Below are 24,259 nucleotides of genomic sequence, written 5' to 3'. Positions count from 1 at the left end.
CTATTCCTTCGATGGGGCTTGGGTTCCGAATGTGCCTCGGCCGACGGCGACGACCTTTCCCGTGGCGTCGGCGATCTTGACGTCGATCCGGGCGACGGTCCGTCCGAGCTGCAACGTCCGGGCCCAGGCGATGAGGTCTGCGGCGGGCGCCGGGCGCAGGTAATCGATGCGTAAGTCGATAGTCGGTGCCATGCGTCGGATTTGCACCGCCACGGCGGCATGCGCCGTCAGGTCGATAAGGGCGGCAACCACGCCGCCGTGGACATGAGGGGAGTCCGCCGCGCGGCCGAATTCTGGGCGATAGGGCAGGCGCACGGCGACTCGCCCTTCGGCAGGATCGGCTTCGAGCGCCTCGGGCCTGAGGACCGCATGAAAAGGCGGATGCGCGAGTTCGTGACGGAGCCGGGCCAGGGCTTCCTCCGCGGAAGGCGCTGTCATGCCATTTGCTCCGGCTGGAATCGAACCGGCGTGACCTGCAGCCGGCCGTGCTGGATGTCTTCCACCAGGGCGCGCTTATAGACCTTGCCACTGGCAGTCAGCGGGATGTCCTGCAGCTCGATCATGTATTCCGGCATGTCGTAACGTGACAGGCCGGATGCGTCCAGGTGGCGAAGGATGTCTTCGAACGTCGTCGCGTGCCCTTCACGAAGCGAATAGGCTAGGCACACTTTTTCGCCCAGGCGTGCGTCGGGCACCGGAACGGCGGCCGCGCGCGCGATTGCGGGGTGTTGCAGAGTCAGGTTTTCGATCCGTGCCGGATAGATGTTGTGTCCGCCGCGGATGATGAGCTCCTTCTTGCGACCCGTGACGATCAGGTAGCCGTCGGCATCCTGTTTGCCGAGGTCACCGGTCATGAACCAGCCCGAGCGGTTGAAAGAACTCTCGGTGGCCGCTTGGTCGTCGAAATAGCCCAGCATCAAGCTGGCGCCCCGGCCCCCGATTTGCCCGATTTCCCCTGGTCCGGCTTCGCGCTCCGGGTCGTCTATGGACCAAATCTTCACCTCATAGTTTTCGCAGGCTTTGCCTGAAGTCTGGATGATGCGCTCGGGCGGATCGCTCGGAAGCGTGTAGTGGTGCGAGCAGGCTTCGGTCATGCCGTAACCGCTTTGCGGCTTGACGCCGTAGCGCAGCAGTTCGGCAACGACTTCCTTGGGCGCCGATGCGCCGGAGATGCGGAAGCCGGTAAGCCGCCCCACGTTGGCGGCTTTGCGGGCCCGCAGCTCGGAGAGCAAATCGATCGCGTGCGTCGGGACGCCGAACAAGAAAGTGCTGCCGGTTTCGAGCAAGCGATCAAGAATGCTTGAACCGCGCGGTTGGTCGTGCACGACCAGTTCAGCGCCTGAGGCGAATGCCGCGACCATCGCGCCGAAGCCGAGGTTGTGGCTCAGAGGGCTCATGGTGTAGAGCACAGATTCCGGCCCGAACGACCAGTCCTTGGCCATTGCGCGGGCATTGGACAGCAAGGTGTTGTCGCTGTGCATGACCCCTTTTGGCTGCCCGGTGGTGCCTGAGGTGAACGCGAGGTAGACCACCCGATTGGGGTCGTCCGACGGTTCCGGCTGGGGTGTGGTCGCCGACGGCAGCATGATGCCGCTCGTCTGGTCCGTTACGCGTTCGAGGCGGATTAGTCGACGAAACCGTTCCTGGCCTTCGAGCAGCTCGAAAATGTCGATCTTCTTGCCGTCGGCGCCGTATCCCACCTCGCCAATGAATGCCGTGGCGCGCACGCGCTGCATGAGCTCGGCGACATCCTTTGCCGTGTGGTCGCGGTGCAGCGACGGGCAGCACGTATAGGAGTTGCGCGAGCACGCGAGCAGGGCGATGGCGGTCTCGACGCGGCTCGGCATCCACACGCCTACGCGCTGGCCTGGACGGACGCCTGCCGCGTGCAATTCCGCGGCGAGTCCGTCGGCCGCGGCGATCAGCTCGCCATAGGTCAGCCGGCGACGACGGTCGCGGATTGCATAGGCTTGGGGATTGCGCCTTGCCTGTTCGAGCGCTGCCATATATATGGTCTGGTCGGTCCAGTAGCCTGCGGCGTAGTAGGCTCGGATTTGGGAAGCACTCAGTATGGTGAGGGTCGTATTGATCATTTCGTGATGGCTACCCTTGCGGGGCGGGTTGTTCAAGAGCCGGCCTGGCGAGCTTCTAAATGGGCGAGGATGGAGATCGGGGTGATGGGAAGCTCTTTGACGAACCCCGGCGAATCCAGAGCATCGTCGACGGCCGCGGCGATAGCGGCGCCGACGGCGTTGGTTCCACCTTCGCCGGCGCCCTTGAGTCCGAGCGGGTTTAAGGGGCTCGGGGCGTCTTCCGTAATCATTACGTCGATCCGCTCCGGCATTTCCTTGGCCGTGACCAGTAGGTAGTCGGCGAAGGTGGTGTTGAGCGGCTGTCCGCTCTCGTCGTAGGTGAACGCCTCATAAAGCGCGCCGCCGATGCCTTGGGCCAGGCCGCCGACGATTTGGCCTTCGATCAGCATGGGGTTGACGGCGCGACCGACGTCATAGGCGACGAGGTAGCGTTCTACCTTCACAAGCCCAGTGCCCGGGTCAATGCAGACCTGGGCAATGTGCACCCCATAGGGGTAATTCATGTGATCGCTGTAGAACCAGCCCTCGGCCCGCAGCCCGGGGGTGCGCCGACCGACGGTTCTCGAGGACGCGTGAACGTAGCGCGCGATTTCGTCGAGCCCGATTCGCCGTTCGTTCGGCCGGTCGACTCGAAATACGCAGCCCTGCGCCATGTCTACTTCCCCGACATCGACGCCTAACATTTCAGCGCCGATCTGCCGTGCCTGTTCGCGCAGCTTGCGCGTGGCGATCTGCGTCGCCGAGCCTGACATGACAGTAACGCGCGAGGCATGCGCGCCGTTGCCGAACTCGATGAGATCGGTGCGGCTATGCACGACCCGTACCCGGCGGTAATCGATGCCCAGGCCGTCGGCGCAGATTTGCGCCAAGACCGTCTCCATGCCTTGTCCGACGGACGCTGCCCCCGTGACGAGTTCGACCGCGCCGGTGGTGTCGACGGTAAGGCGCACGCCGTCCGAGGGACCGAGCCCGGATTTTTCGACGAACATGGCGATGCCGAGGCCGACCAACTCCCCGGCGGCCTTTCGACGGGCCGCTTCCGCCCTGGCCTGCTCCCAGCCGATGCGGTTCAGGCTCTTCTCCAGCAGGCCGGCGTAATCGCCTGAGTCCAGGATGACGTCGGTGCCCAGCGCGTCCACGGGCCGCGCGTAGGGCATTTCGTCCTTGTGAATCAGGTTGCGCCTCCGGACTTCGATGGGATCCAGTTCCAGGCGTTGGGCGATGGCATCCATGAGGCGTTCGCGTACGAACGTCGTCTCGTAACGGCCTGGAGACCGGTAGGTCCCGCAGGGAGTCTTGTTAGTGAGGCGGTAATGCGCCGCGACCGAATAGGCCGGGACGCGGTAGGGGCCAAGCAGCAACCCCGCCGCCATGTCGGCCACGCGCGCGCCGTGGGTGCGTACATAGGCGCCGTTGTCGTGGTAGATACGGTTTCGGATGCCGAGCAGTCGGCCATCTGCATCGACTGCGGCCTCGATTTTGTGGCGTTGCTGGCGCGAATGATTGGTGGCCATGAGATGTTCGCGCCGGTCTTCTATCCATTTGACAGGACGCCTGAGCCGATACGCGGCCAGGCACACGAGCACGTCTTCAGGATAGAGCTCGCCCCGCACGCCGAATCCACCGCCGACGTGATCGCCGTATACGTGCAGCCGGGACGGGCTGCGGCCCAGCATTTTGGCCATCTCGTCGCGATTCCAGTGATTTTTCTTCGCGCCCCCATACATCTCGAGCACGTCGTGGGCCGCGTCGTAGCGACCGATGGCACCGCGGCATTCGAGCGGCACGCCGGAGTGGCGGCCAATGGAGAGGTCCAGTTCCACGATCGCATGGGCGGCGGCGAATGCTTGTTCGACGTCGCCGTAGCCTTTGCGGATGACGGCTGGCTCCGTGGAGTGGCCTTCGGAAAACTCACCTGGCTCCGCCGAGGCGTCGAGCAAGGCGGGAAGGGGTTCGATTTCCACGCCCACCATTTCTGCAGCGTCTTCCGCCAGATACGGGTCGGTGGCGAAGACGGCCGCGACCGGCTCGCCGACGTAGCGCACCTTCTCCTGCGCCAGGATTGGCTGGCAATAAGGGTCCAGGCCTTTGAGCGCCGTGGCGCGGTAGGGGATGGGCGGAATGTCTGCGACGTCGGCGCCCGTCCATACTGCGACGACGCCAGGCATTGCCCGTGCCGTGTCCGTGTCGACCGCGACGATTCTGCCGTGCGCGACCTGGGCGCGGACCACGCGCATGTGGAGTTGGTGGGGAAAATTCACGTCGCCGGCGAAACGGCCTTCGCCCCGTACCAAGGGTGGGTCTTCAAGGCGCGGGACGGAACGGCCGATGAACTCCCCTGTCTCCTGACCGGAGCCGAGTTCGTGGTGAGCGGGAGTATCCATGTGGGAAGATCTTCAGCGGATGGCGTCGCGGACGCTTCTTACCGCGGCAACGATGTTCTTGTAGCCCGTGCACCGGCACAGGTTCGATGAAAGTACATCCAGCAAGTCCTCGTCGCTGATGTCCGGCGTTTGTTCGAGCACGTTCGTGGCGAGCATGAGGAATCCCGCAGTACAAAATCCGCATTGGAGGGCATGGTGCTCCATGAATGCCTGCTGCAAGGCCGTCAGCCGGCCATCATGGGCCAGGCCTTCGACGGTACGGATCTGCGCGCCTTGCGCCTGCACCGCGAACATCAGGCACGACCGTACCGGCTGGTCGTCGACCAGGACCGTGCATGCGCCGCATACGCCGTGCTCGCACCCAACGTGCACGCCCGTCAGGCCACAATCGTCGCGCAGCGCGTCGACCAGAGTCTTGCGCGGCTCTACGACGACGGCGTATTGCGTTCCGTTTATCGACAAGGTGATTTCGCGTTTCGACATGAGATCGCCGGCCTCGGTCAAGATGCAATTTGAGCCGCGCGCATCAACGCGCGCTCGACGGTGGTTCGCACCAGGGTTTTTCGATAACGGAGCTCGGCGTCTGAGGTGCCGACGGTCGGGTCGACATTCTGCGCGGCGAGCGCGGCCGCTTCCTTGAAGACTTTGGCGTCGAGAGGCCTGCCTTCGCAGGCGCGTTCGGCTTGCGGGATGCGGAGGGGCTGTCCCGCTATGCCGCCTACGCCCACGCGTACATCCCGCATGATGCCTCCACTTGCCGAAAACGTAACCAGGCACATGGCTTGGGCGAAGTCACCGGCGCGCCTGCTGATTTCGTCGAAGCCGAACCGGACGTCGGGCGCTAGAACTGGCAGCTGGACGCCGGTCAGGATTTCTTCCGGGGCGAGCGCAGTGGTCATGTACCCCTGGAAAAAATCTGCCGCGGGAATGATGCGCTTGCCATGGACGCTTTGCGCGAGCATGCGGGCATCGAGCGTCAGTGCTACCAAGCACCACTCGGATGCCCCGTCTGCGTTGGCGAGGCTGCCGCAGAACGTGCCCCGCGTGCGGATGGGGAAGTGGGCGATGTGACGGACGACGGTTCTTAGCAATTCCTTGAGTGGGCCTTGGACCGGCGCAGACGTGCACTGGACATGGCGCACGCATGCGCCGATGTGAAGAAATCCATCGACTTCGCCGAAGCGGCGCAGCTCATCGACACCATTTATGTCGATGAGGTGGTTGGGGCGAGCGAGCCGCAGCGCCATGGCGGGGATCAGGGTTTGTCCCCCGGCGATCACCCGCCCTTCGTCCTCCGAAACGCTTGCCAGGATGGAGAGCGCTTCTTCAAGGGTTCGAGGCGCGTGGTAGGTGAAGGGGCCAGGCTTCATTCCGCCATCCTGAAAATTTTCTTTTGTTCACATATTGGAATTATAATAATTTTTGGAACGTCTGCAATGAGTGATCGCCATGCACCTTCCTCACCACAATCGTTATCCCTATAGCTCGATAAATTCCCGCAGCGACTACAGTTGGCCCGAAGGCAAGCGTCTGGCGTTTTATATCGGGCTGAACATAGAACGTTTCGCTTTTGGTACGGGTTTGACCCACAACCTGACGGTTCCCATCCCCGCGCCGGACCAGCGGGCGTTTTGCTGGACGGAGTACGGCAACCGAGTCGGCGTATTCCGGCTGTTCGATTTATTCGACGACTTGGGGCTGCCCGCCTCGCATTTGATCAACACATCGTTGTTCGATTACGCGCCGGAGATCGTCGCCGGCATCAATGCGCGCGGCGACGAAATCATCGGCCATGGGCGGACCAATGCAGAGCGGCACGGCCACATGTGGGAAGAGGATGAGGCTCGGTTTCTCGCGCAGGTGAGGGACGAAATCGCGGAAAAGGCCGGGCAGAGGGTGAGGGGGTGGATGGCCCCGTGGATGTCGATCAGCCACGTCACGCTGGATCTATTGGAGGAAGCCGGCTTCAAGTTCGTGATGGATTGGCCGGCGGATGACCAGCCGCTGTGGATGAAGACCCGCAACGGCCGCATCATGTCCGTGCCTTATCCCCTCGAGCTCAATGATTCGCCGCAGATGCTGGTGCGGCATGCCACGCCGACGGAATTCGAGCAAATGGTGATCGATCAGTTCGAAGAGATGCTGGAGCAAAGCAGCAAGCAGCCGCTAGTGTTTGGCTTGGCGCTGCATGCCATGGTCGTTGGCCAGCCTTACCGTCTGCGCGCCTTGCGGCGGGCGTTGCAGTACATCGTGAATCATCCGCGACGTCACGAGGTGTGGTTCACGAGGCCGGGCGCGATTTATGACCATTGCCTGGCCCTGCCGGAAGGTACTCTTCCCGGATACCGCACCTGAGGGCTGGCCGAGGGCTGCGCGGCACGCTCCTCGGCTGGCATCAATCGATGACGTCTTGAAGCCAACGCGCCCAGCCCAGCAACTGGGCATCGTGCCCCCGGCGCCCGACCAGTTGAATGCCTAGCGGCAGGCCGTCCGGTCCGGTGCCGGCGGGCACCGTGATGCACGGTACGTGCAGCGAGGTCCAGATGCGGTTGAAAACCGAGCTGCCGGTGTCGGAGAGGCCACGCGGCGCTTGTCCGGGGGCCGAGGGGGTCAAGAGGAAGTCGAGCTCGCCGAGGCATGCATCGAACATATGCCGGCATTGCGCTTGCCCTGCGTAGGCTGCGTTGAGTTCGGCTTCGCTCGCCGCGAGTCCCTGTTCCAGCAGCTGCCTGAGATCGTCGCTGATGTCTTCGCGCCGGGCGAGCCACTCCCATCCCAGAGACATCGCGCTCTCCCTAAACTGCACGGTGATGTGGTGGGTCCTGTGCAGGGCTTCGAACTCGGCCGGCAATTCGAAGGGAAGCGGCCGTGCGCCGTGTTGCGCGAGCAGCTCCTGCAATTGCGCGAAGAGCTCTACCGTTTCGGGCAGGGCCTCGTTCCATGCCGGCGATCGGCAGATGCCTATGCGCGGCAGTCGTTCCACTTTTTTCTCCGGGTCACCCAGGTCCCGTTGGGCCAGAGCGCCGGCAAAGAGTGCGCAGTCCGCTACGCTGCGTGCCATGACGCCAATGGTGTCGAGGCTTTCCGACATGAGCTTCATCCCGGCGCGCGGAATGAGCCCGAAGGTTGGCTTGTAGCCGACGATGCCACAATACGCCGCGGGGCGAATGGTGCTGCCGGCCGTTTGGGTGCCGATGGCGAGGGGAAAGTAGAAGTCGGCTACCGCGGCGGCTGAGCCGCTGCTTGATCCGCCCGGCGTGTGCGCCGGATTGTGGGGGTTGGTGGTCGGTCCCGGTTTGCGAACCGCGAACTCTGTCGTGACAGTCTTGGCCAATGGGATGCCACCTTCACTGCGCGCCCAGGCGACAGCCGCAGCATCTGCCCGCGGCTGGTGATTTTTCCAGATCGGAGACGCGTATTGCGATGGCAGCTCCGCAGTGTCAAGTACGTCCTTCACCCCGAAGGGGATGCCTCCCAGGCGCCCCAAGCCGGCCTGGGATGCTGCCCGGCGGGCCGATGTGGGGTGGAAGTCTACCAATGCCCGGGTTTGTCCTTCGCGGCTTTCGATTCGTTCCAGGCAGGATTCGATCAAGGTTCTGGCATCGAGCCTTCCGCTCTCGATGAGCCGGCGTGCTTCCGTTGCAGTCAGGCGATAGGCGTCCATGTCGTTTCCCTGCTCCTAACCGGGTGGTCGTTGGGGATGATCGCGGCGTGCCGCATTTCATCACGGATCGCAAAGGGTAAGGCGGAACCTGTCAATCTGCCTAGACTTTGCCGATGCAAGGGGGAGTCAGATTTCGTGAAGGGGCCGCTTTGCCGTGCAAGCCTCTCGGAGGCCGGTGCCCGCCAACGTACTCGTTGCGGTTGGCCCCAGGCCGATCGCTTCCTCTATCGGCCTGGCCGGGAATGCTTGCGGGCAGCGGCGACGCGCTGAGCGTTCGCGTGCGACGCATCAGGCGATGCGTGCCATCGCATGGTTCTTTCCGCGGCGCTGCGGGGGGCCCGCGCCATGATCATGGCAATGGTTTGGCGAGACAGTTCGCGGCGCCATGCTGCCTCGGCCTGGCGCATCGCCGCAGCGATGGCGCACGGCCGGCGGCATTCGGCAGCGCTCGCCGCCGCTTCTCCTCGTTGTCGGATTTCTGTGCACCGGAATGGGGCTTCTGGGCCTTCGATGGCGTCGACTACGTCGAGCAGTGTGATTTCAGCGGGAGGGCGCGCCAGCCGAAATCCCCCTTTAGGTCCCGCCGTGGAGACGAGGATGCCGGCGCGTGCCAGGGCCTGCAGGGACTTGTTCAGATAAGCCGCCGGCAACCCGAATCGCGCCGCCAACCTGGCGGTGGATACGGTCTGGTCCTCTCCGATCCAACCCAGCGCTACGCAGCAATGCAGCCCCCATTCCACGCCTTCGCTCATTCTCATGTCGGCACTCTGCAAGGATCAGGATATTCAATATCCAAATTTTATTTGACGCTCGATGTGCGTCATCCCATAATTTTAATCTAGATAAAAAATATCTAGATTGAGCGTGTGTGGAAATGTGCGTGAAAGGGGATGGCGGCCGAGTGAGGAGCGGGCCGCGCGTTCCAGGAGGGATGTCATGAAACGTATCGTCGTGCTGGGAGGCGGCTTCGCGGGCTTATGGAGTGCGATAGGCGCCGCCAGGAGGCTGGACGAGGAAGGCATCGGGCCGGATCGAGTGCGGGTCACGTTGGTGGAGCGGAATGATTTCCACGCCATACGTGTCCGCAACTACGAGGACGATTTGGATGCGACGACCGTGCCGCTGTCCACGGTGTTGGATCCCGTGGGCGTCGAGCGCATTCGCGGGGAGGCGACGGCCATCGATGCGGATCGTCGCATCGTTCAGGTGCGCAGGGAAGGCGAGGAAGTCGAGCTGCGTTACGACCGCCTGGTTTATGCGCTGGGCAGCCGATTGTGGCGTCCACCCATTCCCGGATTGGGAGAGCATGGGTTCGACATCGACACTTACGAGGGCGCCAAGCGCTTGCAGGCGCATTTGCGCGGGTTGGCAGCCACACCCGTCATCGGATCCGTCATGGGCGAAGAAGCGCGAGCGGTCATTGCGGAAGCCCTGGACGCGTTGGGGGTAAAAGTGCGGACGGGCGTTCGTGTCGCCGCGGTCGATTCCGAGGGCGTCGCGCTTGAGGACGGGAGCCGGATCGATGCGTCCACGGTAGTTTGGTGTGCGGGGATGCGGGCGCATGCATTGGGTGCTTCGCTGCCTGGGGCCAAGGACGAACTCGGTCGGATCGAGGTCGATGCCTTCATGCGCGTTCGAGGCGTGCCGGATTTGTTCGCTGCCGGGGATGCCGCACGCGCCGTTCTGGATGGCGAGCACGCTTCTATGATGTCTTGCCAGCACAGCCGGCCCATGGGCCGGTACGCGGGCCACAACGCAGCGGCCGATTTGCTGGGCCGCCCCCTGCTGCCACTGCGGATCCCGTGGTATGCGACGGTCCTTGACCTGGGAGCCTGGGGCGCAGTCTATACCCGCGGGTGGGAACGGCAGGTGATCGCGACGCGCGAGCTCGCCAAGGAAACGAAGATGACCATCAATCGCCGGCGCGTCTATCCGCCGCTCAACGGCGATCGCAGGTCCCTCCTGGAGGCGGCAGCCCCGCTGGTGCAGGGGCCGCCCCCGGTCGGGGAGTAAGCCCCGGGCCAGGCTCAGTGCGTCCCGTACGCAGCCTCGATGCGTTCGCCGATCTCGGCGTCAATGTTCTTCCAGTACCCGAACACGCGTTCGAGCACCGGGGACCGCACGCCGGATTTCAGGGTGCCCACCACGGTGTCGACCAACCGCTCCCGCTGGGCGTCGTCGAAGACGTCGCGCACGAGCGCGCGCGCCTGCACGAAATCGTCGTCGTCTTGGCGCAAGGTGTAGGCTTCGCGCACGAGGCTGCCGTCGACCTCCCAGCTTTCGTCTACCGCGCCGGTATGGTCGGCCCATGCCCGGCCGGCACTATTGGGGGCATACGTGGGCGCGTTGCCCGCATGTTCGTAGGCCATGTGTCCGTCGAACATATAGGTGTTGACGGGAACCTTGGGACGGTTGACCGGCAACTGGTGGAAATTGGTGCCTATGCGGGCGCGCTGGGCGTCGTTGTAGGCGAAGGCGCGGCCGAGCAACATTTTGTCGGGAGACAGCCCGATGCCAGGCACCGTATTGCCGGGCGAGAAAGCCGCCTGTTCTATCTCGGCGAAGAAATTGCTCGGGTTGCGATCCAGCGTCATGACGCCGACTTTGATCAGCGGATAGTCTTTGTGTGGCCAGACCTTGGTGAGGTCGAAAGGATTGAAGCGGTAGGTCTTCGCCTCCTCATACGGCATGATCTGCACTGACAGCACCCACTTCGGGTGATCGCCCCGCGCGATGGCGTCGAACAGGTCGCGCCGGTGATAGTCGGCATCGGCGCCGGCGATGCGCGCCGCCTCTTCGTTGGTCAGGTTCTTGACGCCCTGCTGGCTGTGGAAATGGTATTTCACCCAGAATTTTTCGCCTGCGGCGTTGATCCACATGTAGGTGTGCGATCCGAATCCATTCATGTGGCGATAGGAAAGGGGAATGCCCCGGTCTCCCATCAAATAGGTAACTTGGTGCGCCGTCTCCGGGTTTTGCGTCCAGAAGTCCCATTGCATGTGGGCGTCGCGCAGGCCCGAATCGGGCAGGCGTTTCTGGCTGCGGATGAAGTGGGGGAACTTCATCGGGTCGCGCACGAAGAAGACAGGCGTGTTGTTGCCGACGAGGTCGTAATTGCCCTCGCTGGTGTAGAACTTCAGGGAGAACCCGCGGACGTCGCGCCAGGTATCCGGGCTGCCGGCTTCACCCGCCACCGTGGAAAAACGGGCCAGCATTTCGGTCTTGCAGCCCTTCTGGAACAGCGCGGCCTTGGTATAGCGGGAGACGTCCTCGGTCGTCTCGAAGACCCCGAAGGCGCCCGAACCCTTGGCGTGGGGCTGGCGTTCCGGCACTTTTTCCCGGTTGAAGTGGGCCATTTGTTCCAAGAAATGCACGTCGTGCAAGACTAGCGGTCCGTCACGGCCGACCGTCAGCGAGTTGCGGTCGCTAGGCGCAGGGGCGCCCGCGCCTGTGGTGCTGTGGCCGGGAAGATTGCGTGCGTCGCTCATGGGGTGACTCCTTTCTGCGAGCGCTCCCGAGATGCGCCGAATGGCGGATTCTGTGGGGGCATCAGCTCATCCTACCCAAGGCGGTCGACCACGCATGTGCGGGTTTACGCCAGCTTGTGTAGCCAAATGTAAGGAGAGGTATGGCGGCGTCAGGCTTGGCGCTGCCGGTTTTCCAGGACCAGCCGTACGACACACCAGCCGAGCGGCAAAGCGAGCATGGCGAATCCGGTCCGGTAGCTGCCGCCGAGTTCCGAGACCAGCCCGAACAGGGGCGGGCCCGCCACGACGCCCAGGAAGGTGATGGCCGATGCGCCTCCGGTAACCGTGCCCGCCATGCCGGCAGGCGATCGCCGGGCCAGCTCGGCGAGGTAGACCCCGTTCCAGCCGATGGCCGCTGCGCCAAACGTGGCAAGCAGTACGAGTAGCGCTTGCGTGGACAGCGTGGCGGGAATCAAGGTCGAGACGATGCAGCAAGCCAGGCTCAGGGTGCCCAGCAAAGCCAAGGTCCGCAGCGCCCCGAGTCCACGGTCGGCTACCCATCCCCATCCGATCCGGCCCGCCACGCCGGCGAATTGGCAAACGGATGAGGCCAGGCCTGCGGCGACGAGCGTCATGCCAAGCTCCGCGGTGAGGAAGGTGACGGTGTAGGTAGTGAGCGAAACCTGGACCGCGGAGTAAAGCAGGGAGCAGATGGCCAGTATGCGCAAGGGAGGGTGGGCCCAGACCTGGCGTATGGGAGCTAGCACACCGGGCCCGGAACCCCGGTGCCCGGGTTGCAGCCCCCCGTCCAGGCGCTGGCGCAGCGGTTGGGCGGCCACGGCGCATAGCGCGCAGGCGATGGCCACCGCGGCGATGGCCCATTGCCATCCGGTGCGCATGGCCAGCGGCGGCACCAGCGCGGCGGCCAGCATTCCGCCCAGTGGGACGCCCGTCTGCTTGAGCGAAAAAATCAGCGAGAGATGGCGCGGCGAGCTGGTTTGGGCCAGCAGGTGCGAACTGGCCGGCGTGATGGGGCCGTAACCCAAGCCCAGAACCAGGGCGCCGACGAGCATGGGCGCAAGGTGCGCGGTGCAGGACAGGCCGAGGCCCGACGCCACCAATATGAGCCCGAGCTGGCTGGACCGGATGGATCCCAGGCGGGGGACGAGGCTGCCAGCCAGGAGGCTGCCCAGGACGGCACCGATGTAGGCCGCGCTAATGTAGTAACCGACGAACGTGCCTGACATTCCCAAGGCTGCGCCTACCGCCGGCGCTACCATGGGCAGCGCGAGCAGCGCCATCGAGGCGGTGGCCTGGACGGCCAGTGTCAGGATGAGTCCTAGCATGGGGAGGGAAGTGGAAAGCCAATCGCCGCGCAACGCCCGCCGCGCGGCGTATTCGGATCAGAGGTCGGCGGCGGCGCGCCCGTAGTGATTATTGGCCTGAACCAGCCGGGAGAGCAGCCGCATGAACGTGTCTTGGTCCTTCTTGCTCAAGGGAGCGAGCAGGCGCTTCTGCGCGCGCGTCATGCCTTCCTGGAGCTGGGCCATGACCCGCAATCCTTCTTCCGTAATGAAGGATTGCCGCGAACGGCGATCCTCGGGATCGACCCGACGGGTCAGATAGCCCTTGCGTTCCAACCGCTTCACCACGTCGGCGGTGGTCGTGCGGTCCAAGCCGAGTTCCCGGCCTATGGTTTTCTGGTCACTGCCGGGTTGGAGGGAAAGCGCCGTGAGAATGCCGTACTGGACGGGGGTGATCTCATTGCTGCATTCCTCGAAGAACATCGCGTAGTGGATCTGGTTCAGGCGCCGGACCAGGTACCCCGGACGAGACCAGAGCACTTGCTCGGCGGGGTCGAACAGCGGCGCGGGAGAATCTTTGTCCGAACTTTTGGTCGCGGGTTGTTCATCGATCATCGTGAGAGTGTCGCCAGGTGCATGGGCGCCGGTCGGCGCGCTTTGTTTTGCTCAGTATACTGTGGACCGGCGCTTTCCCCGGGCAGGGGCGTGGTCACCGGCGCGCCGCCTTGAGCTTCGTCAATATTTCGTCCAGCGGGGCGACCATGGCGTATTTCTGCGCCATGTCGAATAAATTGGCCTCGTGTGGGCCCAGCGCGCGGTCCCCCACGCAGTCTGACGGGACGACCGGCCTGAAGCCGTGACACATGGCATCCACGACGCTGGCGCGCACGCAGCCGCTGGTCACTGCACCGGCCACCACCAGCGTGCGCACGCCGCGGTGTGTCAGCCAGGCGGCCAGGTTGGTGCCGAAAAAGGCCGAGGGCACGGTTTTGCGCACCACGAGCTCATCCGGCCGCGGCGTAAGTTGGGGCACGACCTGGCTGGACGGGGAGTTTTCCTTGAGCGCCAGCAGGCTGGGAACTTTCTCGGTGAATACGTTGCGATCGGCATCGTCGTCGGCGAACACGATCCGGGTATGGGCCACGGGCCAGCCATTCTCGCGCGCATGCGCCAAGAGCACGACGGTGCGCTCGATGGCCGGCCCGATGTTGCCCCCACCGAACTGGTCCGGGTCGGCGAAACCGTTGACGAAGTCGACGATGAGCAATCCCGGCTGGCCTTCCAGGGAAAGCGACGCGCCAAAGCCTTGGCGCTGGTAGGTGCCCAGGTCCCGATCGGTCATTTCTGCTCCTTGTCTAGCACTTTGCCCTGGCGCACGACCGGTTGTTCGTCGAGGAAGACGTCGCAGTTGCGCAAGGGGATGTCGATGTGGCAGGCGGTGGTGCGGTTACCGCCGGCTTCGTTATTGGGGCCTAGCGAAAACAGGAAGTTGCCTTCGAACGCGCGGGCGTCCATGCCTATGGTCGCTTCAGGGTCGTACAGCCCGAGGGTGGACCAGCGCGCGCGGGGCTGCAGCCCCCAGCCGATGTGAGAGATGGCGTAGGCCTCGGGATCGTTGAAGGACTCCATGTAGTCGCGCAGGAGCTCGGCCGATAGCCCACCCTCGATGCGAACGGCATAGCCGTTCTCCACGGTCAGGTGGATGGGGTCCTGCACGTAGCATTTTTGGGGCAGGAGAATGTCCCCGCGGTCAATGACGATATGGCCCTGCGCCTGGCCCTCGTTGGGCCAGGTCAGGGCAAAGCCGCTGGGCCAGTGATCCCAGCGGCCGGGTTCGTCCACGAAGCCGTATTCGCTGATGGCGGGGAACTCGCCCAGGGGGCAACGCAGGTCGGTGCCCGCCGCCGAGCGCACGCGCATTTCACGCGCCGCGGCGATGCGCGCCGCAGCGGCCGTCACGCGCTCCTTGTCTTCCATGCTGGGTACCATGCGCATGAGTACTTCGGGCGGTTCCACGGCGAGGAGGATCTTGGTGCCCGTCTGCAGGATTTGATGTTGTTCCGGCGAGAAAAGCAGCGTCATCAGGTCGAGCACGATGTCGCTCGCCTCGAGCATCGCGATGGCGGCGCGGTTGCCGGTGAGGGGCGTAGTGCCGAGGTAGGCCAGCGCATCCCGGCTCAGGGCTTTCTCGCCATTGACGGGCGGCAAGTCCAAGCGGTTGACGATGGCGCCGAGCGACTGGGCGGCGGTCGTGGCGCAGGCAAGCGTCTGCGGGTGCGTGGTGGCGCTGGTGAGGATGGTGACGGTTTGGCCCGGCTCCAGGCGCGACAGCGTCAAGACCTTGCGCCAGGCTTCGATGAACGGATAGTCGCTGATGGCCATGGGATGTGTCCTGTCTAGAAGGTGATCGGAGGGGACGGCGGGTTCATACGGCGGCGCCCAGGAAAGAGCCAAGCGCCTCGTAAAAACCTTCCTCGTTGTCCCAGGGAATCATGTGGCCCGCATCGCGGACGCGCACTGTCTGCATCGAACCCAGCAGCCGGCCGAATTCCTCGACGTCGGCGTCTTCGACGACGCCCCCCCGCTCTGCGGTCATGAGCAATACGGGCTGGCGGATATGCGGCAGGTCGGCATGAATGTCATCCGTGTGGAACCCCTCAAAGCTGGCCAGCACCGCGGTCTCGTCGCAGGTATGGAGCCACTCCGCCCGCAGGCGCAGGTGTTCTTCCGACCAAGTGGGGCAGTACTGCTTCATTTCGGTCCAGTCCATTCCGGCCCGCGCCGACTTCATGGACTCTGTGTACCATTCGAGCTTGGCGGGATAGGGGCGGCGCCCGGGGCCGGAGACCGGAGGATCGACGGCCACGAGGCGCGCCATGGCCGGCATGCCGAGACGTGCGGCGCGTAGGCCGATGCGCGCGCCCATGGAGTGCCCCAGGACGCTGACGCGTTGGAGGTCCAGTGCTTGCGCGAACGCAATGAGGTCGCGCGCCTGGGCGTCGAGGCTGTAGTCCATGCCCGGTTCGGCCGACGACAGGCCGCGGCCGCGCACGTCGATGATGTAAGTATCGAAATGCCGGCCGAGACGTTCGCCGACAAAGCCCCATGTCACGGCAGGGCTGGTGATGCCCGGGACGATGATGATTGGGTCGCGCGATGCGCGATCGCCCGAGGTGCCGCCATAGCGCAGGTAGTGCTGGCGGATGCCGTTGGCGCGGATATTGGCGCCGTAGAGGAAAGTGGTTTCTCCCATGAGCTCGCTCGTCGCAGTGTTATGTTCAGTAGGCGCCCGACAGCAAGGTGCCGGCGCCTGGAACGATGGGTTCCAGGTTCAGCGCCTTGAGCATGGCGTAGGTGGTGGCGATGGCCGCTGTGACGACCGGCTTGCCGGTCTGTGCCTCGACCTTGGCCACCACGGGCAGCGAGGGCATTTGCACGCAGGCCGACAGCACGATGGCATCGACGTTGCGGGTGTCCATGCTCGCCACGATGGCGGGCAGCTTTTCCGGGTCGTGGCGGCCGACTTCTAGGTTGTCCGGGATTTCCAGCGCGCGATAGTCCGCCACCTCGAATCCTTCATTGCGTATGTAGTCCACGACCAATTCGGTAAGCGGCTTCATGTAGGGCGCGACGACGGCGATTCGCTTGGCGCCTATGACGTCCAACCCGTTGATCAGCGCGCCGGCGCTGGTGATGACCGGTGCGTCCCCGCCGTTGGCCGCGGTGTGGCGCTTGAGCCGTTCTTCGGACTGGCGGTGGTAGCCGTGGCCCATGGCCATGATCGCGACCAGGCAGGCATAGCCCAGCACGTCTACCCTGGCGTCGCTCAGTTCGATCGCGCAGCGATCCGACTCGGCATCCATGGCCGCGAGCTCTTCCTTGACCACGTGCTTCATGCGCATGCGGCTCGAATGGAAGGTGAAGCGTTCAGGGCGGATCTGCTGGCGCGCCGTCAGCATCGCCGGGATCTCGGTTTCCATCGTGGTGTTGGAGCTCGGCACGATTTGGCCGATGCGATAAGTCTTGAACATGACGGATTTCCTTGATGTCGGTAGAGGGTTCGGCGCCAGGGTCGGCGCGGATCCTAGGTTGTGTCCGTGACCTCCCGGCCGCTCAGCCTCCCTTGAACCAGCGCTTGATCCGGCCCCACAGCACGTCGAAGAACATCGCGGCCGGGCTGAGCTTGGCCTGCGGCATGGGGGCGCCGTCCGATGGAGCGGCGAGCCGGGCCGATACATTGCGCCCGAACTCCGCGATCATCCGGCGGACGAAGTCCTGCACCAATCCCGATCGGGAGAACTGGGCGAGCGGGCCCTGCAGGGAGTACTGGAGTTCGACGTGTACGCGCGAGCCCGTGCCAGCGGGCTCCACGCGGTAGGCGATGTCGCCCGTTGCCCTGGACTGGCTGAGGGTGTCCTGGCCGGCTCCGCGGAATACCGCGCGCTTGGCCGCATCGTCGCGCTCGAGGCGGGCGGATCCGTTGAAGGCAGCCGACATGGGGCCGAACTTGATGGCCACCTTGCCTTTGACGCGGTCGCCCTCCTGAGACTCGATCGTGGCGCCGGGCAGGCAGGCCGCGACCGCAGGCAGGTCGACCATGAACTCCCAGACTTTGTCGGCGGGGAAGGGAACCTCGAAGCTTTCCTGGATGGCGTTCGCCTTGCCGGCGGCGCTCCGGGCGGGGGGCTCGGAAGCCGCGGCCTGCGGTGCGGCGGCGGACTGCGCGGGAGCGAAAGCTTGGAATGCTGTGGGCTGCGGGGGCGTCGCGGGCAATGCCGCCCCCCCGGCTGCGCGCAGCGCTTGGACCGCGGGATCGGGCTGCGTGCGCAGATCCTCCAGCACCGACATTACCGCGCCCACGATGCCCATGTAGCCGGTGCAGCGGCACAGGTTGCCGGACAGTTCGAGGCGTACTCTCGATTCGTCGGCGTCGGGCAGGCGCAGCACGATGTCCCGGGCGGTGGCTAGCATGCCCGGCGTGCAATACCCGCATTGCAGCGCATGGTGGCGGGTGAAGGCGGCGCGCAGGCGCTCCATGACGGGATCGCCGTCATAGCCCTCGATGGTGGTGACGTGCCGTCCCGAACATGCCGCCGCAAAAGTAATGCACGAGCGCGCGGGCTGGCCGTCGATCAGGACGGTGCAGGCACCGCATACGCCATGCTCGCATCCGAGGTGGGTACCGGTCAGGCGCACGTGGTCTCGCAGAAAATCGCCCAAGTGCGTTCGTGCAGGCACCTTGTGCGAGACAGGCTTGCCGTTGACTTGCAACGCGACTTCTACCACGGTCATGCTCGATCCCCCAAAACCTGTGCCAGGCAGCGTGTGACCGCCGCCGTGTGAAGCTTGCGATGAGGTCCGTCCTTGTCTGGCATGGCGTCCTCGACCGCGGCGGCGATGGCCGACGCAGTTGCCGCGGCCGCCCCTTTTGCAGCGACCTCGGCGGCCAGGGTGGATAGGAGCCGCGGTGCCCCATCGAGCGCGCCGATGGCGATGCGCGCCGTGCGCGTGGCTGGGTCGAACCAGGCGGCGCAGCTGGCGTCGGCGAACTCGCCGGGCTTGCGGCAGAACTTGTAGTAGCCCCAGCGCGCGGCGTGCCCGCCGCGCGGAACGCGTATGCCTGTGATTAGCTCGGTATCGCCGACGACAGTGGTGTAGGCGCCTTGCATGAAGTCTTCGATCGCGACGCGCCGCTTGCCGGTACTGCCCGCGATTTCGATCTCGGCACCCAGCGCCGTCATGGCAAGCACCCAATCGGCAGCCGGATCGGCATGGGCCAGGCTCCCCCCTACGGTCCCGCGGTTGCGCACGGCGCGGTAAGCGATGCCGCCCGCGACGCGTTGCATGGCCGTGCCCCGGAGCGGGGCGTGGCGGCCGTCCTCGATCTCTGCATGCGTGATGCCGGCCCCGATCGAGAGCGTATCGCCTTCCTCGCGTACTTGGCGCAGGTCCTGGATGGCGGAGATGTCGACGACGACCGGCGGCCGGGCGAGGCGCAGGTTCAGCATCGGCCCCAGTGATTGTCCACCAGCCATGAGTTTGGCCCGGCCCCCATGCTCTTTCAGCAGCGCCAGCGCTTCTTCGACCGTGGCGGCGCGGTGGTAGGCGAATGCTGCGGCCTTCATGTCGTGGCCTCCGCATGCGCAAGGTTGCCCGCAGGCGCAGGTTGGGGGGCCGCTTGCGCCCGATCCGACGCGGCGCCGGCTTCAATGGCCTGCAGCACGCGTATCGGGCTCATCGGCGTGCGCGTCAGCTCGGCCGCACCCACTGCGCGCAACGCATCATTGACGGCGTTGAACAGGACGGCAGGCGGCGCGATGGCCCCTCCTTCTCCCATGCCTTTGGCCCCGAACTCAGTGTGGGGCGACGGCGTCTCGAAATGGTGCACGCGGATCCTGGGCACTTCGGTCGCCCCTGGCAAGATGTAGTCCGCGAGCGTAGAGGCCAGCGGTTGTCCGCTTTCGTCGTAAGGCGTTTCCTCGTACAGCGCAGTGCCTATGCCTTGTGCAATCCCGCCTATGGTCTGGCCTTCCACGACCATGGGATTGATCATGGTGCCGCAGTCTTCCACCACGACGTAGTCCAGGATCTCGACCGCGCCGGTCTGCGGATCGACGGCCACGACGGCTGCGTGGCTGGCATAGGTGAAACAGCCAGTGTCCACGGCGGGTTTGTAGCCGACGGTGACTTCCAGCCCAGCGGGGTCCACGTCGGCGGGCAGCAGCTGCGGCCGCAGGTACCAGGCGTCAGCCACGTCGCGTACCGTGACGATGCGTTCCCCGGCGCGAAAACCGGCGCCTTCGGGCGAGATTTCCTCCGGCGCCCCGCCCAGCATATGGGCCGCGATGTGCCGGATGCGCGGCAACAGGCGCTTGCAGGCCTGCGACACCGCGCCGCCCGACATGACCAACGAGCGCGACGCGTAGGTGCCGGTGGAGAACGGCGTCTGCCCAGTGTCGCCATGCAGTACCTTGATGTGGGCGATATCGATGCCCAGGATTTCGTGCGCGATCTGGGCAAAGGTGGTTTCCATCCCCTGGCCGTGCGAATGCACGCCCACGCGTATTTCCAGGCCCCCGTCTGGCGTGACGCGTACGGTGGCTTGGTCGAAACCCGGAATGATGGGCGTGCCCCAGGCCGCGAATACGGACGTGCCGTGCGCGGCCTGCTCCGTATAGGTGGCGACGCCCACGCCGATGAGCCGGCCATCCGGTTCGCCGGCGGCCTGCCGCGCCCGGACCGCCTCCACGTTGATCATTTCCAGCGCCTTGCGCAGGCTGGCCGGATAGTCGCCGCTGTCGAAGTGCTTGTTCGTGACGTTGACGTAAGGCATCTGATCGGGCGTGACCAGGTTTTCGAGCCGTACTTCCCAGGGTTCACGGCCGACGGCGCGGGCAATGGCATCCATGGTTAGCTCGATGGCAAAGCACACGCCCGTGCGCGCGACGCCCCGGTAGGGCACGAAGCCTGGCTTGTTGGTGGCGACGCACTTGGTTTCGCACCGGTAGCCCCGGAAGTTGTAGGGGCCGGGCAGGTTGCCGATCGCCTGGCCGGGTTCCAGCCCGATGGTGAACGGCCACACCGAATAGGCGCCACCGTCGATGGTGATGCGTGCGTCCAGGGCAAGCAATTTGCCCCGGCGGTCGACGTAGGCCGTCATGTCGTAATGGTGCTCGCGCGAGTTGGCGCCGGCAGTGAGGTGCTCGCGCCTGTCCTCGATATAGCGGAATGGCTGCTTGTAGGCCTTGGCGAGCCACGCGACGCACAGCTCTTCCTGCTGGAGCACGCACTTGTAGCCGAAGGCGCCTCCCACGTCGGGCGAGATGACTCGCACCTGGGCCTGCTCCAGCCCCAGGCACTGGGCGAGGACGCTGCGTATCATGTGTGGCACCTGGGTGGCGCTAACCACGACCAGCTGGTCGGCGCGATGGTCCCAGTAGGCCAGCACCGCCTTGCCTTCCATGGGCACCATGCATTGGCGCGCCAAGTCGATCCGGCGGTGCACGACGAGGTCGGCCCGGGCGGCGTTTTCCTCGAAATCCCGGTCCGCCTTCAATGTGACGAATACGTTGTCGCGCCAGTGCTCATGGACGAAGTTTCCCGTGGCGCGCTGGGCGCTGTCGGTGTCGGCGTAGACTGGCAGTTCGTCATAATCGACCTCGACCAGTTCAGCGATGTCTTCCGCCTCGGCCCGAGTAGGGGCGAACGCCATGGCAACGGGTTCGCCGACGAAGCGGACCTTGCCGCTCGCCAGCGGGGGTTGCGTGGATGGCTGGTACGTGGGCAGCGTGGAGTCCGCCGCGATGTCCGCGGCATCGGCCATCATGTGGCGCAACACCACGCAATCCCGCGCCGATTCGGGCACGCGCACGTCGGCGATGCGCGCGTGCGCGACCGGACTGCGGAGAAATGCGACTTCTCTCAAGCCCGGCATGGCCATGTCGGCGACGAAGTTACCCTTGCCGTGCAGGTGCCGCGCGTCTTCCTTGCGCGGCACCCGCGCCCCCACGCCCTGGCGGGCGGAAGAGGCCGTGCACGCGTGCTCTGTCATCTCCTTGCTCCTACTTTAGGTTCGGTTACCGCGAACTGCGCGTGACCGCAGCGAAGGTGTAGTTGTCGAGCGCACTCTCGGCAACCCGGAACCAGCTGGCCTCTTCTTCCTGGAATTTCTTCCAGGCCGGATAGATAGCCTTGAAATCGGGGTTCTTGTCGGACAGCTCGACCCACAGCTCTTGCGAAGCCTTGTAGACGGCGTCCATGACTTCCCTAGGGAAATAACCCAGTTTCGCGCCGCCGGCAATAAGCTTGCGCAGCGCTTCCGGGTTGCGGGCATCGTAGTGGGCCAGCATTTTCATGGTCTGCTCATTGCATGCGCACTCGAAGGCTGCTTGGTAGGTGGGCGGCAGCGAGCGCCATGCCTTTTCGTTCACCATGGTGGTGATCGAGGCGCTGCCCTCGAACCAACCGGGCGAGTAGTAATAGGGCGCGACCTTGTGGAAGCCCAGTTTTTCGTCGTCATACGGACCGATCCACTCGGCCGCGTCGATGGTGCCTTTCTCCAGCGCGGGATAGATGTCTCCGGGCGGGATCTGCTGCGGCACCACCCCCAACTTGGAGAGCACCATGCCGCCGATGCCGCCGATGCGCATGCTCATCCCTTTGAGGTCGGCGACGGACTTGATCTCCTTGCGGTACCAGCCACCCATTTGCACGCCAACGTTGCCGCAGACGAAGTTGACGATGTTGTACTTGGCGTAGAGCTCGCGCAGCATCTTCAGGCCGCCGCCGTACTGGACCCAGGCGTTGTGCTGGCGGGCGTTCAGGCCGAACGACAGGCCGGTGTCGAACGTCAGCGCAGTATTCTTGCCGATGTACGCGGTGCTGAGCACGTGATTGCACTCGACCGTGCCGTTGCTGACGGCATCCATGTTCTGCGGTACGGGAACGAGCTCGCCGCCGGGGAAGGGGCGGATCTCGAATTTGCCGTCGGTGAGCTGGGCTACGCGCTTGCATAACTCTTCGGCGGATCCGAAGATGGTGTCCAGGCTGCGCGGCCAGCTGGTGGACATGCGCCATTTCACCGTGGGATTGCTTTGCGCGATGGCAGGCGCGGCCACGCTGGCGGCGGCTGCCCCAGCGGCTTGAGCGAGAAAGCGGCGTCGTTGCATGTGAAGCTCCTGGTCTGTCGGGTAGGAACGGTGTTGCTGACTGTGCTTGCTACGTGACGCTACGAAAAACGAAGTGTGCTGAATTTTTTACTCAGCATACTGAGGAAAACTCGAGTGTCAATGGGGATTGGCACGAATCGGGCGAGCCTTGTTTTTGGTGGTGGCCATGCGTCCGCTCATAGCTTGAGCAGCCTTGCCGCATTGCCGCGGCAGATGGCCTCCAGTTGGGCCGGCTCAAGCGGTGCGCTATCGATGAACTGGGCGGCGAGCTCAGTCGATTCGTAGGGATAGTCGACCGAGAACATGACTGCCTCCACGCCCATTTCCCCCACCGCCCCGAGCAGCGCGGGGTGCGAGCAGACGCCCGAGGTCGTGATGACGATGTTGGTGCCGATGTATTCCGAAGGCTTGCGCTGCAGGGTGACGCCGAAGGGATATGCAGCAAAGCGGCTGTCGAAGCGCCAGCGTTGGAAGGGCAGCCCTTCTCCCATGTGGCCCAGGATGATCTTCAGGCGCGGAAAGCGGTCGAACACTCCGCCGAAGAGTAGCCGCAAGGCATGGCTGGCCGTTTCCACGGTCCAGCCCCAACTGGCGCCTTGCAGCACGGGGAAATCGCTCAGCGCATGCAGCGGGCGCCACGCGTCGATGGGATGCAGGTACATCGGTACGTCCAGCTCCTGCATGCACGCCCAGAAGTCGTCGTATTCGCGCCCGTCGTAGTAGCGGCCGAGGGTGTGGCCGTTGACCAGCGAGCCCTTGAAGCCCAGCTCTTTCACGCAGCGCTGGAGCTCGCGCGCTGCCGCCTGGGGGTCCTGCATGGGCAGCATGGCGAAGCCCGCATAGCGATCGGGCCGCCGGGCGATGCGTTCGGCGAGGAAATCATTGTTGTCCTTGGCAAGCCCGATGGCCTTTTCGACGTCGGGCTCGGCCTGGACGGCTGGCCCCGACTGCGACAGCACGACGAGCTCGATGCCTGCGCGGTCCATTTCTTCCAGGCGCAGGGCGTCGAAGTCGGCGAGGCGCTGCGCGAGTTCCCGCTGCGCCGATGGCTCAATGTGGGAGAGGAAGCGTTTCGAATAAGCCTCGAAGCCGGGCATCATGAAATGCTCTTCGAGCGCAATCTTGCTGAAGGTCTTCACTTCACTCTCCTATACGGGGTAGACCAGGTCGTTGGCGATGATCGACGATTCGTAAATCACCTGTCGTTCTTGCAGGAGCAATCCTTCGGCGGTCCGCCGCAGCCGGTCGTAATAGGTGCCGGCCAGGTGCAGGGTGGTCGGCCCTTCCACCAGGGTTTGCAGCAGGATGAAGTTGCATTGGGCCAGGATGTCGGTGCCTTCTTCGGCCAGGACGCGCGCCGGGCCGAGGATGTGCACCATGGTGCGGGGCGCGAACATCTGCGTGCGTGCGATGGCGACGGCCCGGTCTTGCAACATCATGCGCCCCTCGGCGTAGACCAGGCCGACCGGCAGGCCGAGCTGGGCGTTCTCGCGCGCGGTGATGCGGTAGATGCAGTCCTCCGTGAAGAAGCGCGGCCAGTCTTCGACCTGGCCGCTGTCCAGCACGGCGCAGTACTCAATGTTGAAGTGCTCGACCTCGGGGCGAAGCTCGGCGGCACGCCGCGGATCTAGCCGGGAGGGAACGTATCCGTTGATTTGCAGCGTAGTCATTGCGGTGTC

General features: G+C 64.7%; 22 protein-coding genes. 2 read left to right on the top strand and 20 right to left on the bottom strand.

Annotated features, from left to right (window positions below; all coding sequences use genetic code 11):
- From Q0319_RS01325 to Q0319_RS01305, 5 genes are read right to left on the bottom strand one after another with little or no spacing between them, the layout of a single operon-like run.
- Positions 1–438, bottom strand: a complete 438-nt coding sequence (locus tag Q0319_RS01325; protein WP_299450351.1) for a PaaI family thioesterase — start codon at positions 436–438, stop codon at positions 1–3.
- Positions 435–2,129, bottom strand: a complete 1,695-nt coding sequence (locus tag Q0319_RS01320; protein ID WP_299450349.1) for a class I adenylate-forming enzyme family protein — start codon at positions 2,127–2,129, stop codon at positions 435–437. The genes Q0319_RS01325 and Q0319_RS01320 overlap by 4 nt, the downstream gene beginning before the upstream one ends.
- Entirely contained in the window at positions 2,126–4,477 is a 2,352-nt protein-coding gene (locus tag Q0319_RS01315) for a xanthine dehydrogenase family protein molybdopterin-binding subunit (protein WP_299450347.1), read from the bottom strand. The genes Q0319_RS01320 and Q0319_RS01315 overlap by 4 nt, the downstream gene beginning before the upstream one ends.
- A gap of 12 nt (positions 4,478–4,489) precedes the next feature.
- Positions 4,490–4,960 carry a (2Fe-2S)-binding protein gene (locus Q0319_RS01310; RefSeq protein WP_299450344.1) on the bottom strand — a complete coding sequence of 157 codons (471 nt, stop codon included), beginning with the start codon at positions 4,958–4,960 and terminating at the stop codon, positions 4,490–4,492.
- A 17-nt stretch (positions 4,961–4,977) separates the two neighbouring features.
- Positions 4,978–5,847 (bottom strand): FAD binding domain-containing protein, encoded by an 870-nt coding sequence (locus Q0319_RS01305; protein ID WP_299450341.1) that lies wholly within the window; start codon positions 5,845–5,847, stop codon positions 4,978–4,980.
- A gap of 79 nt (positions 5,848–5,926) precedes the next feature.
- On the opposite strand from Q0319_RS01305, the gene Q0319_RS01300 reads away from it, so the two are divergent.
- Entirely contained in the window at positions 5,927–6,832 is a 906-nt protein-coding gene (locus Q0319_RS01300) for a polysaccharide deacetylase family protein (protein ID WP_296464824.1), read from the top strand.
- Positions 6,833–6,872: 40 nt separating this feature from the next.
- Here the strand turns inward: Q0319_RS01300 and Q0319_RS01295 are convergent, their stop codons facing one another.
- The gene (locus Q0319_RS01295) at positions 6,873–8,141 is read right to left on the bottom strand and encodes an amidase (RefSeq protein ID WP_296464827.1); all 1,269 of its coding nucleotides are present in this window, start codon (positions 8,139–8,141) and stop codon (positions 6,873–6,875) included.
- A 224-nt stretch (positions 8,142–8,365) separates the two neighbouring features.
- The gene (locus tag Q0319_RS01290; protein WP_296464830.1) at positions 8,366–8,899 is read right to left on the bottom strand and encodes an Rrf2 family transcriptional regulator; all 534 of its coding nucleotides are present in this window, start codon (positions 8,897–8,899) and stop codon (positions 8,366–8,368) included.
- A gap of 178 nt (positions 8,900–9,077) precedes the next feature.
- On the opposite strand from Q0319_RS01290, the gene Q0319_RS01285 reads away from it, so the two are divergent.
- Positions 9,078–10,154 (top strand): FAD-dependent oxidoreductase, encoded by a 1,077-nt coding sequence (locus Q0319_RS01285; protein WP_299450338.1) that lies wholly within the window; start codon positions 9,078–9,080, stop codon positions 10,152–10,154.
- 14 nt (positions 10,155–10,168) lie between these two features.
- Here the strand turns inward: Q0319_RS01285 and Q0319_RS01280 are convergent, their stop codons facing one another.
- The 13 genes from Q0319_RS01280 to Q0319_RS01220 form a co-directional block, all read right to left on the bottom strand.
- On the bottom strand, positions 10,169–11,629 hold the full coding sequence (locus Q0319_RS01280; RefSeq protein ID WP_296471236.1) for a catalase: 1,461 nt from the start codon (positions 11,627–11,629) through the stop codon (positions 10,169–10,171).
- Between the two features lie 149 nt (positions 11,630–11,778).
- Positions 11,779–12,954 carry an MFS transporter gene (locus Q0319_RS01275; protein WP_299450335.1) on the bottom strand — a complete coding sequence of 392 codons (1,176 nt, stop codon included), beginning with the start codon at positions 12,952–12,954 and terminating at the stop codon, positions 11,779–11,781.
- 57 nt (positions 12,955–13,011) lie between these two features.
- The gene (locus Q0319_RS01270) at positions 13,012–13,527 is read right to left on the bottom strand and encodes a MarR family transcriptional regulator (RefSeq protein ID WP_296464225.1); all 516 of its coding nucleotides are present in this window, start codon (positions 13,525–13,527) and stop codon (positions 13,012–13,014) included.
- 94 nt (positions 13,528–13,621) lie between these two features.
- Positions 13,622–14,254: an isochorismatase family protein gene (locus Q0319_RS01265; RefSeq protein ID WP_296464229.1), complete on the bottom strand. Its 633-nt coding sequence runs from the start codon at positions 14,252–14,254 to the stop codon at positions 13,622–13,624.
- The gene (locus Q0319_RS01260; protein WP_296464230.1) at positions 14,251–15,294 is read right to left on the bottom strand and encodes a 2,5-dihydroxypyridine 5,6-dioxygenase; all 1,044 of its coding nucleotides are present in this window, start codon (positions 15,292–15,294) and stop codon (positions 14,251–14,253) included. Before Q0319_RS01260 ends, Q0319_RS01265 begins: the two co-directional genes overlap by 4 nt.
- A gap of 43 nt (positions 15,295–15,337) precedes the next feature.
- On the bottom strand, positions 15,338–16,165 hold the full coding sequence (locus Q0319_RS01255) for an alpha/beta hydrolase (RefSeq protein WP_296464234.1): 828 nt from the start codon (positions 16,163–16,165) through the stop codon (positions 15,338–15,340).
- Between the two features lie 25 nt (positions 16,166–16,190).
- On the bottom strand, positions 16,191–16,943 hold the full coding sequence (locus Q0319_RS01250; RefSeq protein ID WP_296464236.1) for an Asp/Glu racemase: 753 nt from the start codon (positions 16,941–16,943) through the stop codon (positions 16,191–16,193).
- A gap of 82 nt (positions 16,944–17,025) precedes the next feature.
- Positions 17,026–18,204 carry a 2Fe-2S iron-sulfur cluster-binding protein gene (locus Q0319_RS01245; protein ID WP_296464238.1) on the bottom strand — a complete coding sequence of 393 codons (1,179 nt, stop codon included), beginning with the start codon at positions 18,202–18,204 and terminating at the stop codon, positions 17,026–17,028.
- Positions 18,201–19,037 (bottom strand): FAD binding domain-containing protein, encoded by an 837-nt coding sequence (locus Q0319_RS01240; RefSeq protein ID WP_296464241.1) that lies wholly within the window; start codon positions 19,035–19,037, stop codon positions 18,201–18,203. The genes Q0319_RS01245 and Q0319_RS01240 overlap by 4 nt, the downstream gene beginning before the upstream one ends.
- Positions 19,034–21,463 carry a xanthine dehydrogenase family protein molybdopterin-binding subunit gene (locus tag Q0319_RS01235; RefSeq protein WP_296464244.1) on the bottom strand — a complete coding sequence of 810 codons (2,430 nt, stop codon included), beginning with the start codon at positions 21,461–21,463 and terminating at the stop codon, positions 19,034–19,036. The genes Q0319_RS01240 and Q0319_RS01235 overlap by 4 nt, the downstream gene beginning before the upstream one ends.
- A 25-nt stretch (positions 21,464–21,488) precedes the next feature.
- Positions 21,489–22,580, bottom strand: a complete 1,092-nt coding sequence (locus Q0319_RS01230) for a TRAP transporter substrate-binding protein (protein WP_299450331.1) — start codon at positions 22,578–22,580, stop codon at positions 21,489–21,491.
- A gap of 176 nt (positions 22,581–22,756) precedes the next feature.
- Positions 22,757–23,680, bottom strand: a complete 924-nt coding sequence (locus Q0319_RS01225; RefSeq protein ID WP_296464288.1) for an amidohydrolase family protein — start codon at positions 23,678–23,680, stop codon at positions 22,757–22,759.
- Positions 23,681–23,728: 48 nt separating this feature from the next.
- The gene (locus Q0319_RS01220; protein ID WP_296464252.1) at positions 23,729–24,250 is read right to left on the bottom strand and encodes an aromatic-ring-hydroxylating dioxygenase subunit beta; all 522 of its coding nucleotides are present in this window, start codon (positions 24,248–24,250) and stop codon (positions 23,729–23,731) included.
- Between the last annotated feature and the right edge of the window lie 9 nt (positions 24,251–24,259).

Source organism: uncultured Pigmentiphaga sp. (assembly GCF_937950555.1).
Classification (GTDB): Bacteria; Pseudomonadota; Gammaproteobacteria; order Burkholderiales; family Burkholderiaceae_B; genus Pigmentiphaga.
Note: the sequence above shows the minus strand (reverse complement) of the source record. Positions and strands in the feature narration are given on the sequence as shown.

Excerpts from the sequence above, each read along its gene's own strand:
- Q0319_RS01325 (WP_299450351.1), bottom strand. The coding sequence starts at position 438 with ATGACAGCGCCTTCCGCGGAGGAAGCCCTGGCCCGGCTCCGTCACGAA.
- Q0319_RS01315 (WP_299450347.1), bottom strand. The coding sequence starts at position 4,477 with ATGGATACTCCCGCTCACCACGAACTCGGCTCCGGTCAGGAGACAGGG.
- Q0319_RS01310 (WP_299450344.1), bottom strand. The coding sequence starts at position 4,960 with ATGTCGAAACGCGAAATCACCTTGTCGATAAACGGAACGCAATACGCC.
- Q0319_RS01305 (WP_299450341.1), bottom strand. The coding sequence starts at position 5,847 with ATGAAGCCTGGCCCCTTCACCTACCACGCGCCTCGAACCCTTGAAGAA.
- Q0319_RS01300 (WP_296464824.1), top strand. The coding sequence starts at position 5,927 with ATGCACCTTCCTCACCACAATCGTTATCCCTATAGCTCGATAAATTCC.
- Q0319_RS01295 (WP_296464827.1), bottom strand. The coding sequence starts at position 8,141 with ATGGACGCCTATCGCCTGACTGCAACGGAAGCACGCCGGCTCATCGAG.
- Q0319_RS01290 (WP_296464830.1), bottom strand. The coding sequence starts at position 8,899 with ATGAGAATGAGCGAAGGCGTGGAATGGGGGCTGCATTGCTGCGTAGCG.
- Q0319_RS01285 (WP_299450338.1), top strand. The coding sequence starts at position 9,078 with ATGAAACGTATCGTCGTGCTGGGAGGCGGCTTCGCGGGCTTATGGAGT.
- Q0319_RS01280 (WP_296471236.1), bottom strand. The coding sequence starts at position 11,629 with ATGAGCGACGCACGCAATCTTCCCGGCCACAGCACCACAGGCGCGGGC.
- Q0319_RS01275 (WP_299450335.1), bottom strand. The coding sequence starts at position 12,954 with ATGCTAGGACTCATCCTGACACTGGCCGTCCAGGCCACCGCCTCGATG.
- Q0319_RS01270 (WP_296464225.1), bottom strand. The coding sequence starts at position 13,527 with ATGATCGATGAACAACCCGCGACCAAAAGTTCGGACAAAGATTCTCCC.
- Q0319_RS01265 (WP_296464229.1), bottom strand. The coding sequence starts at position 14,254 with ATGACCGATCGGGACCTGGGCACCTACCAGCGCCAAGGCTTTGGCGCG.
- Q0319_RS01260 (WP_296464230.1), bottom strand. The coding sequence starts at position 15,294 with ATGGCCATCAGCGACTATCCGTTCATCGAAGCCTGGCGCAAGGTCTTG.
- Q0319_RS01255 (WP_296464234.1), bottom strand. The coding sequence starts at position 16,165 with ATGGGAGAAACCACTTTCCTCTACGGCGCCAATATCCGCGCCAACGGC.
- Q0319_RS01250 (WP_296464236.1), bottom strand. The coding sequence starts at position 16,943 with ATGTTCAAGACTTATCGCATCGGCCAAATCGTGCCGAGCTCCAACACC.
- Q0319_RS01245 (WP_296464238.1), bottom strand. The coding sequence starts at position 18,204 with ATGACCGTGGTAGAAGTCGCGTTGCAAGTCAACGGCAAGCCTGTCTCG.
- Q0319_RS01240 (WP_296464241.1), bottom strand. The coding sequence starts at position 19,037 with ATGAAGGCCGCAGCATTCGCCTACCACCGCGCCGCCACGGTCGAAGAA.
- Q0319_RS01235 (WP_296464244.1), bottom strand. The coding sequence starts at position 21,463 with ATGACAGAGCACGCGTGCACGGCCTCTTCCGCCCGCCAGGGCGTGGGG.
- Q0319_RS01230 (WP_299450331.1), bottom strand. The coding sequence starts at position 22,580 with ATGCAACGACGCCGCTTTCTCGCTCAAGCCGCTGGGGCAGCCGCCGCC.
- Q0319_RS01225 (WP_296464288.1), bottom strand. The coding sequence starts at position 23,680 with ATGATGCCCGGCTTCGAGGCTTATTCGAAACGCTTCCTCTCCCACATT.
- Q0319_RS01220 (WP_296464252.1), bottom strand. The coding sequence starts at position 24,250 with ATGACTACGCTGCAAATCAACGGATACGTTCCCTCCCGGCTAGATCCG.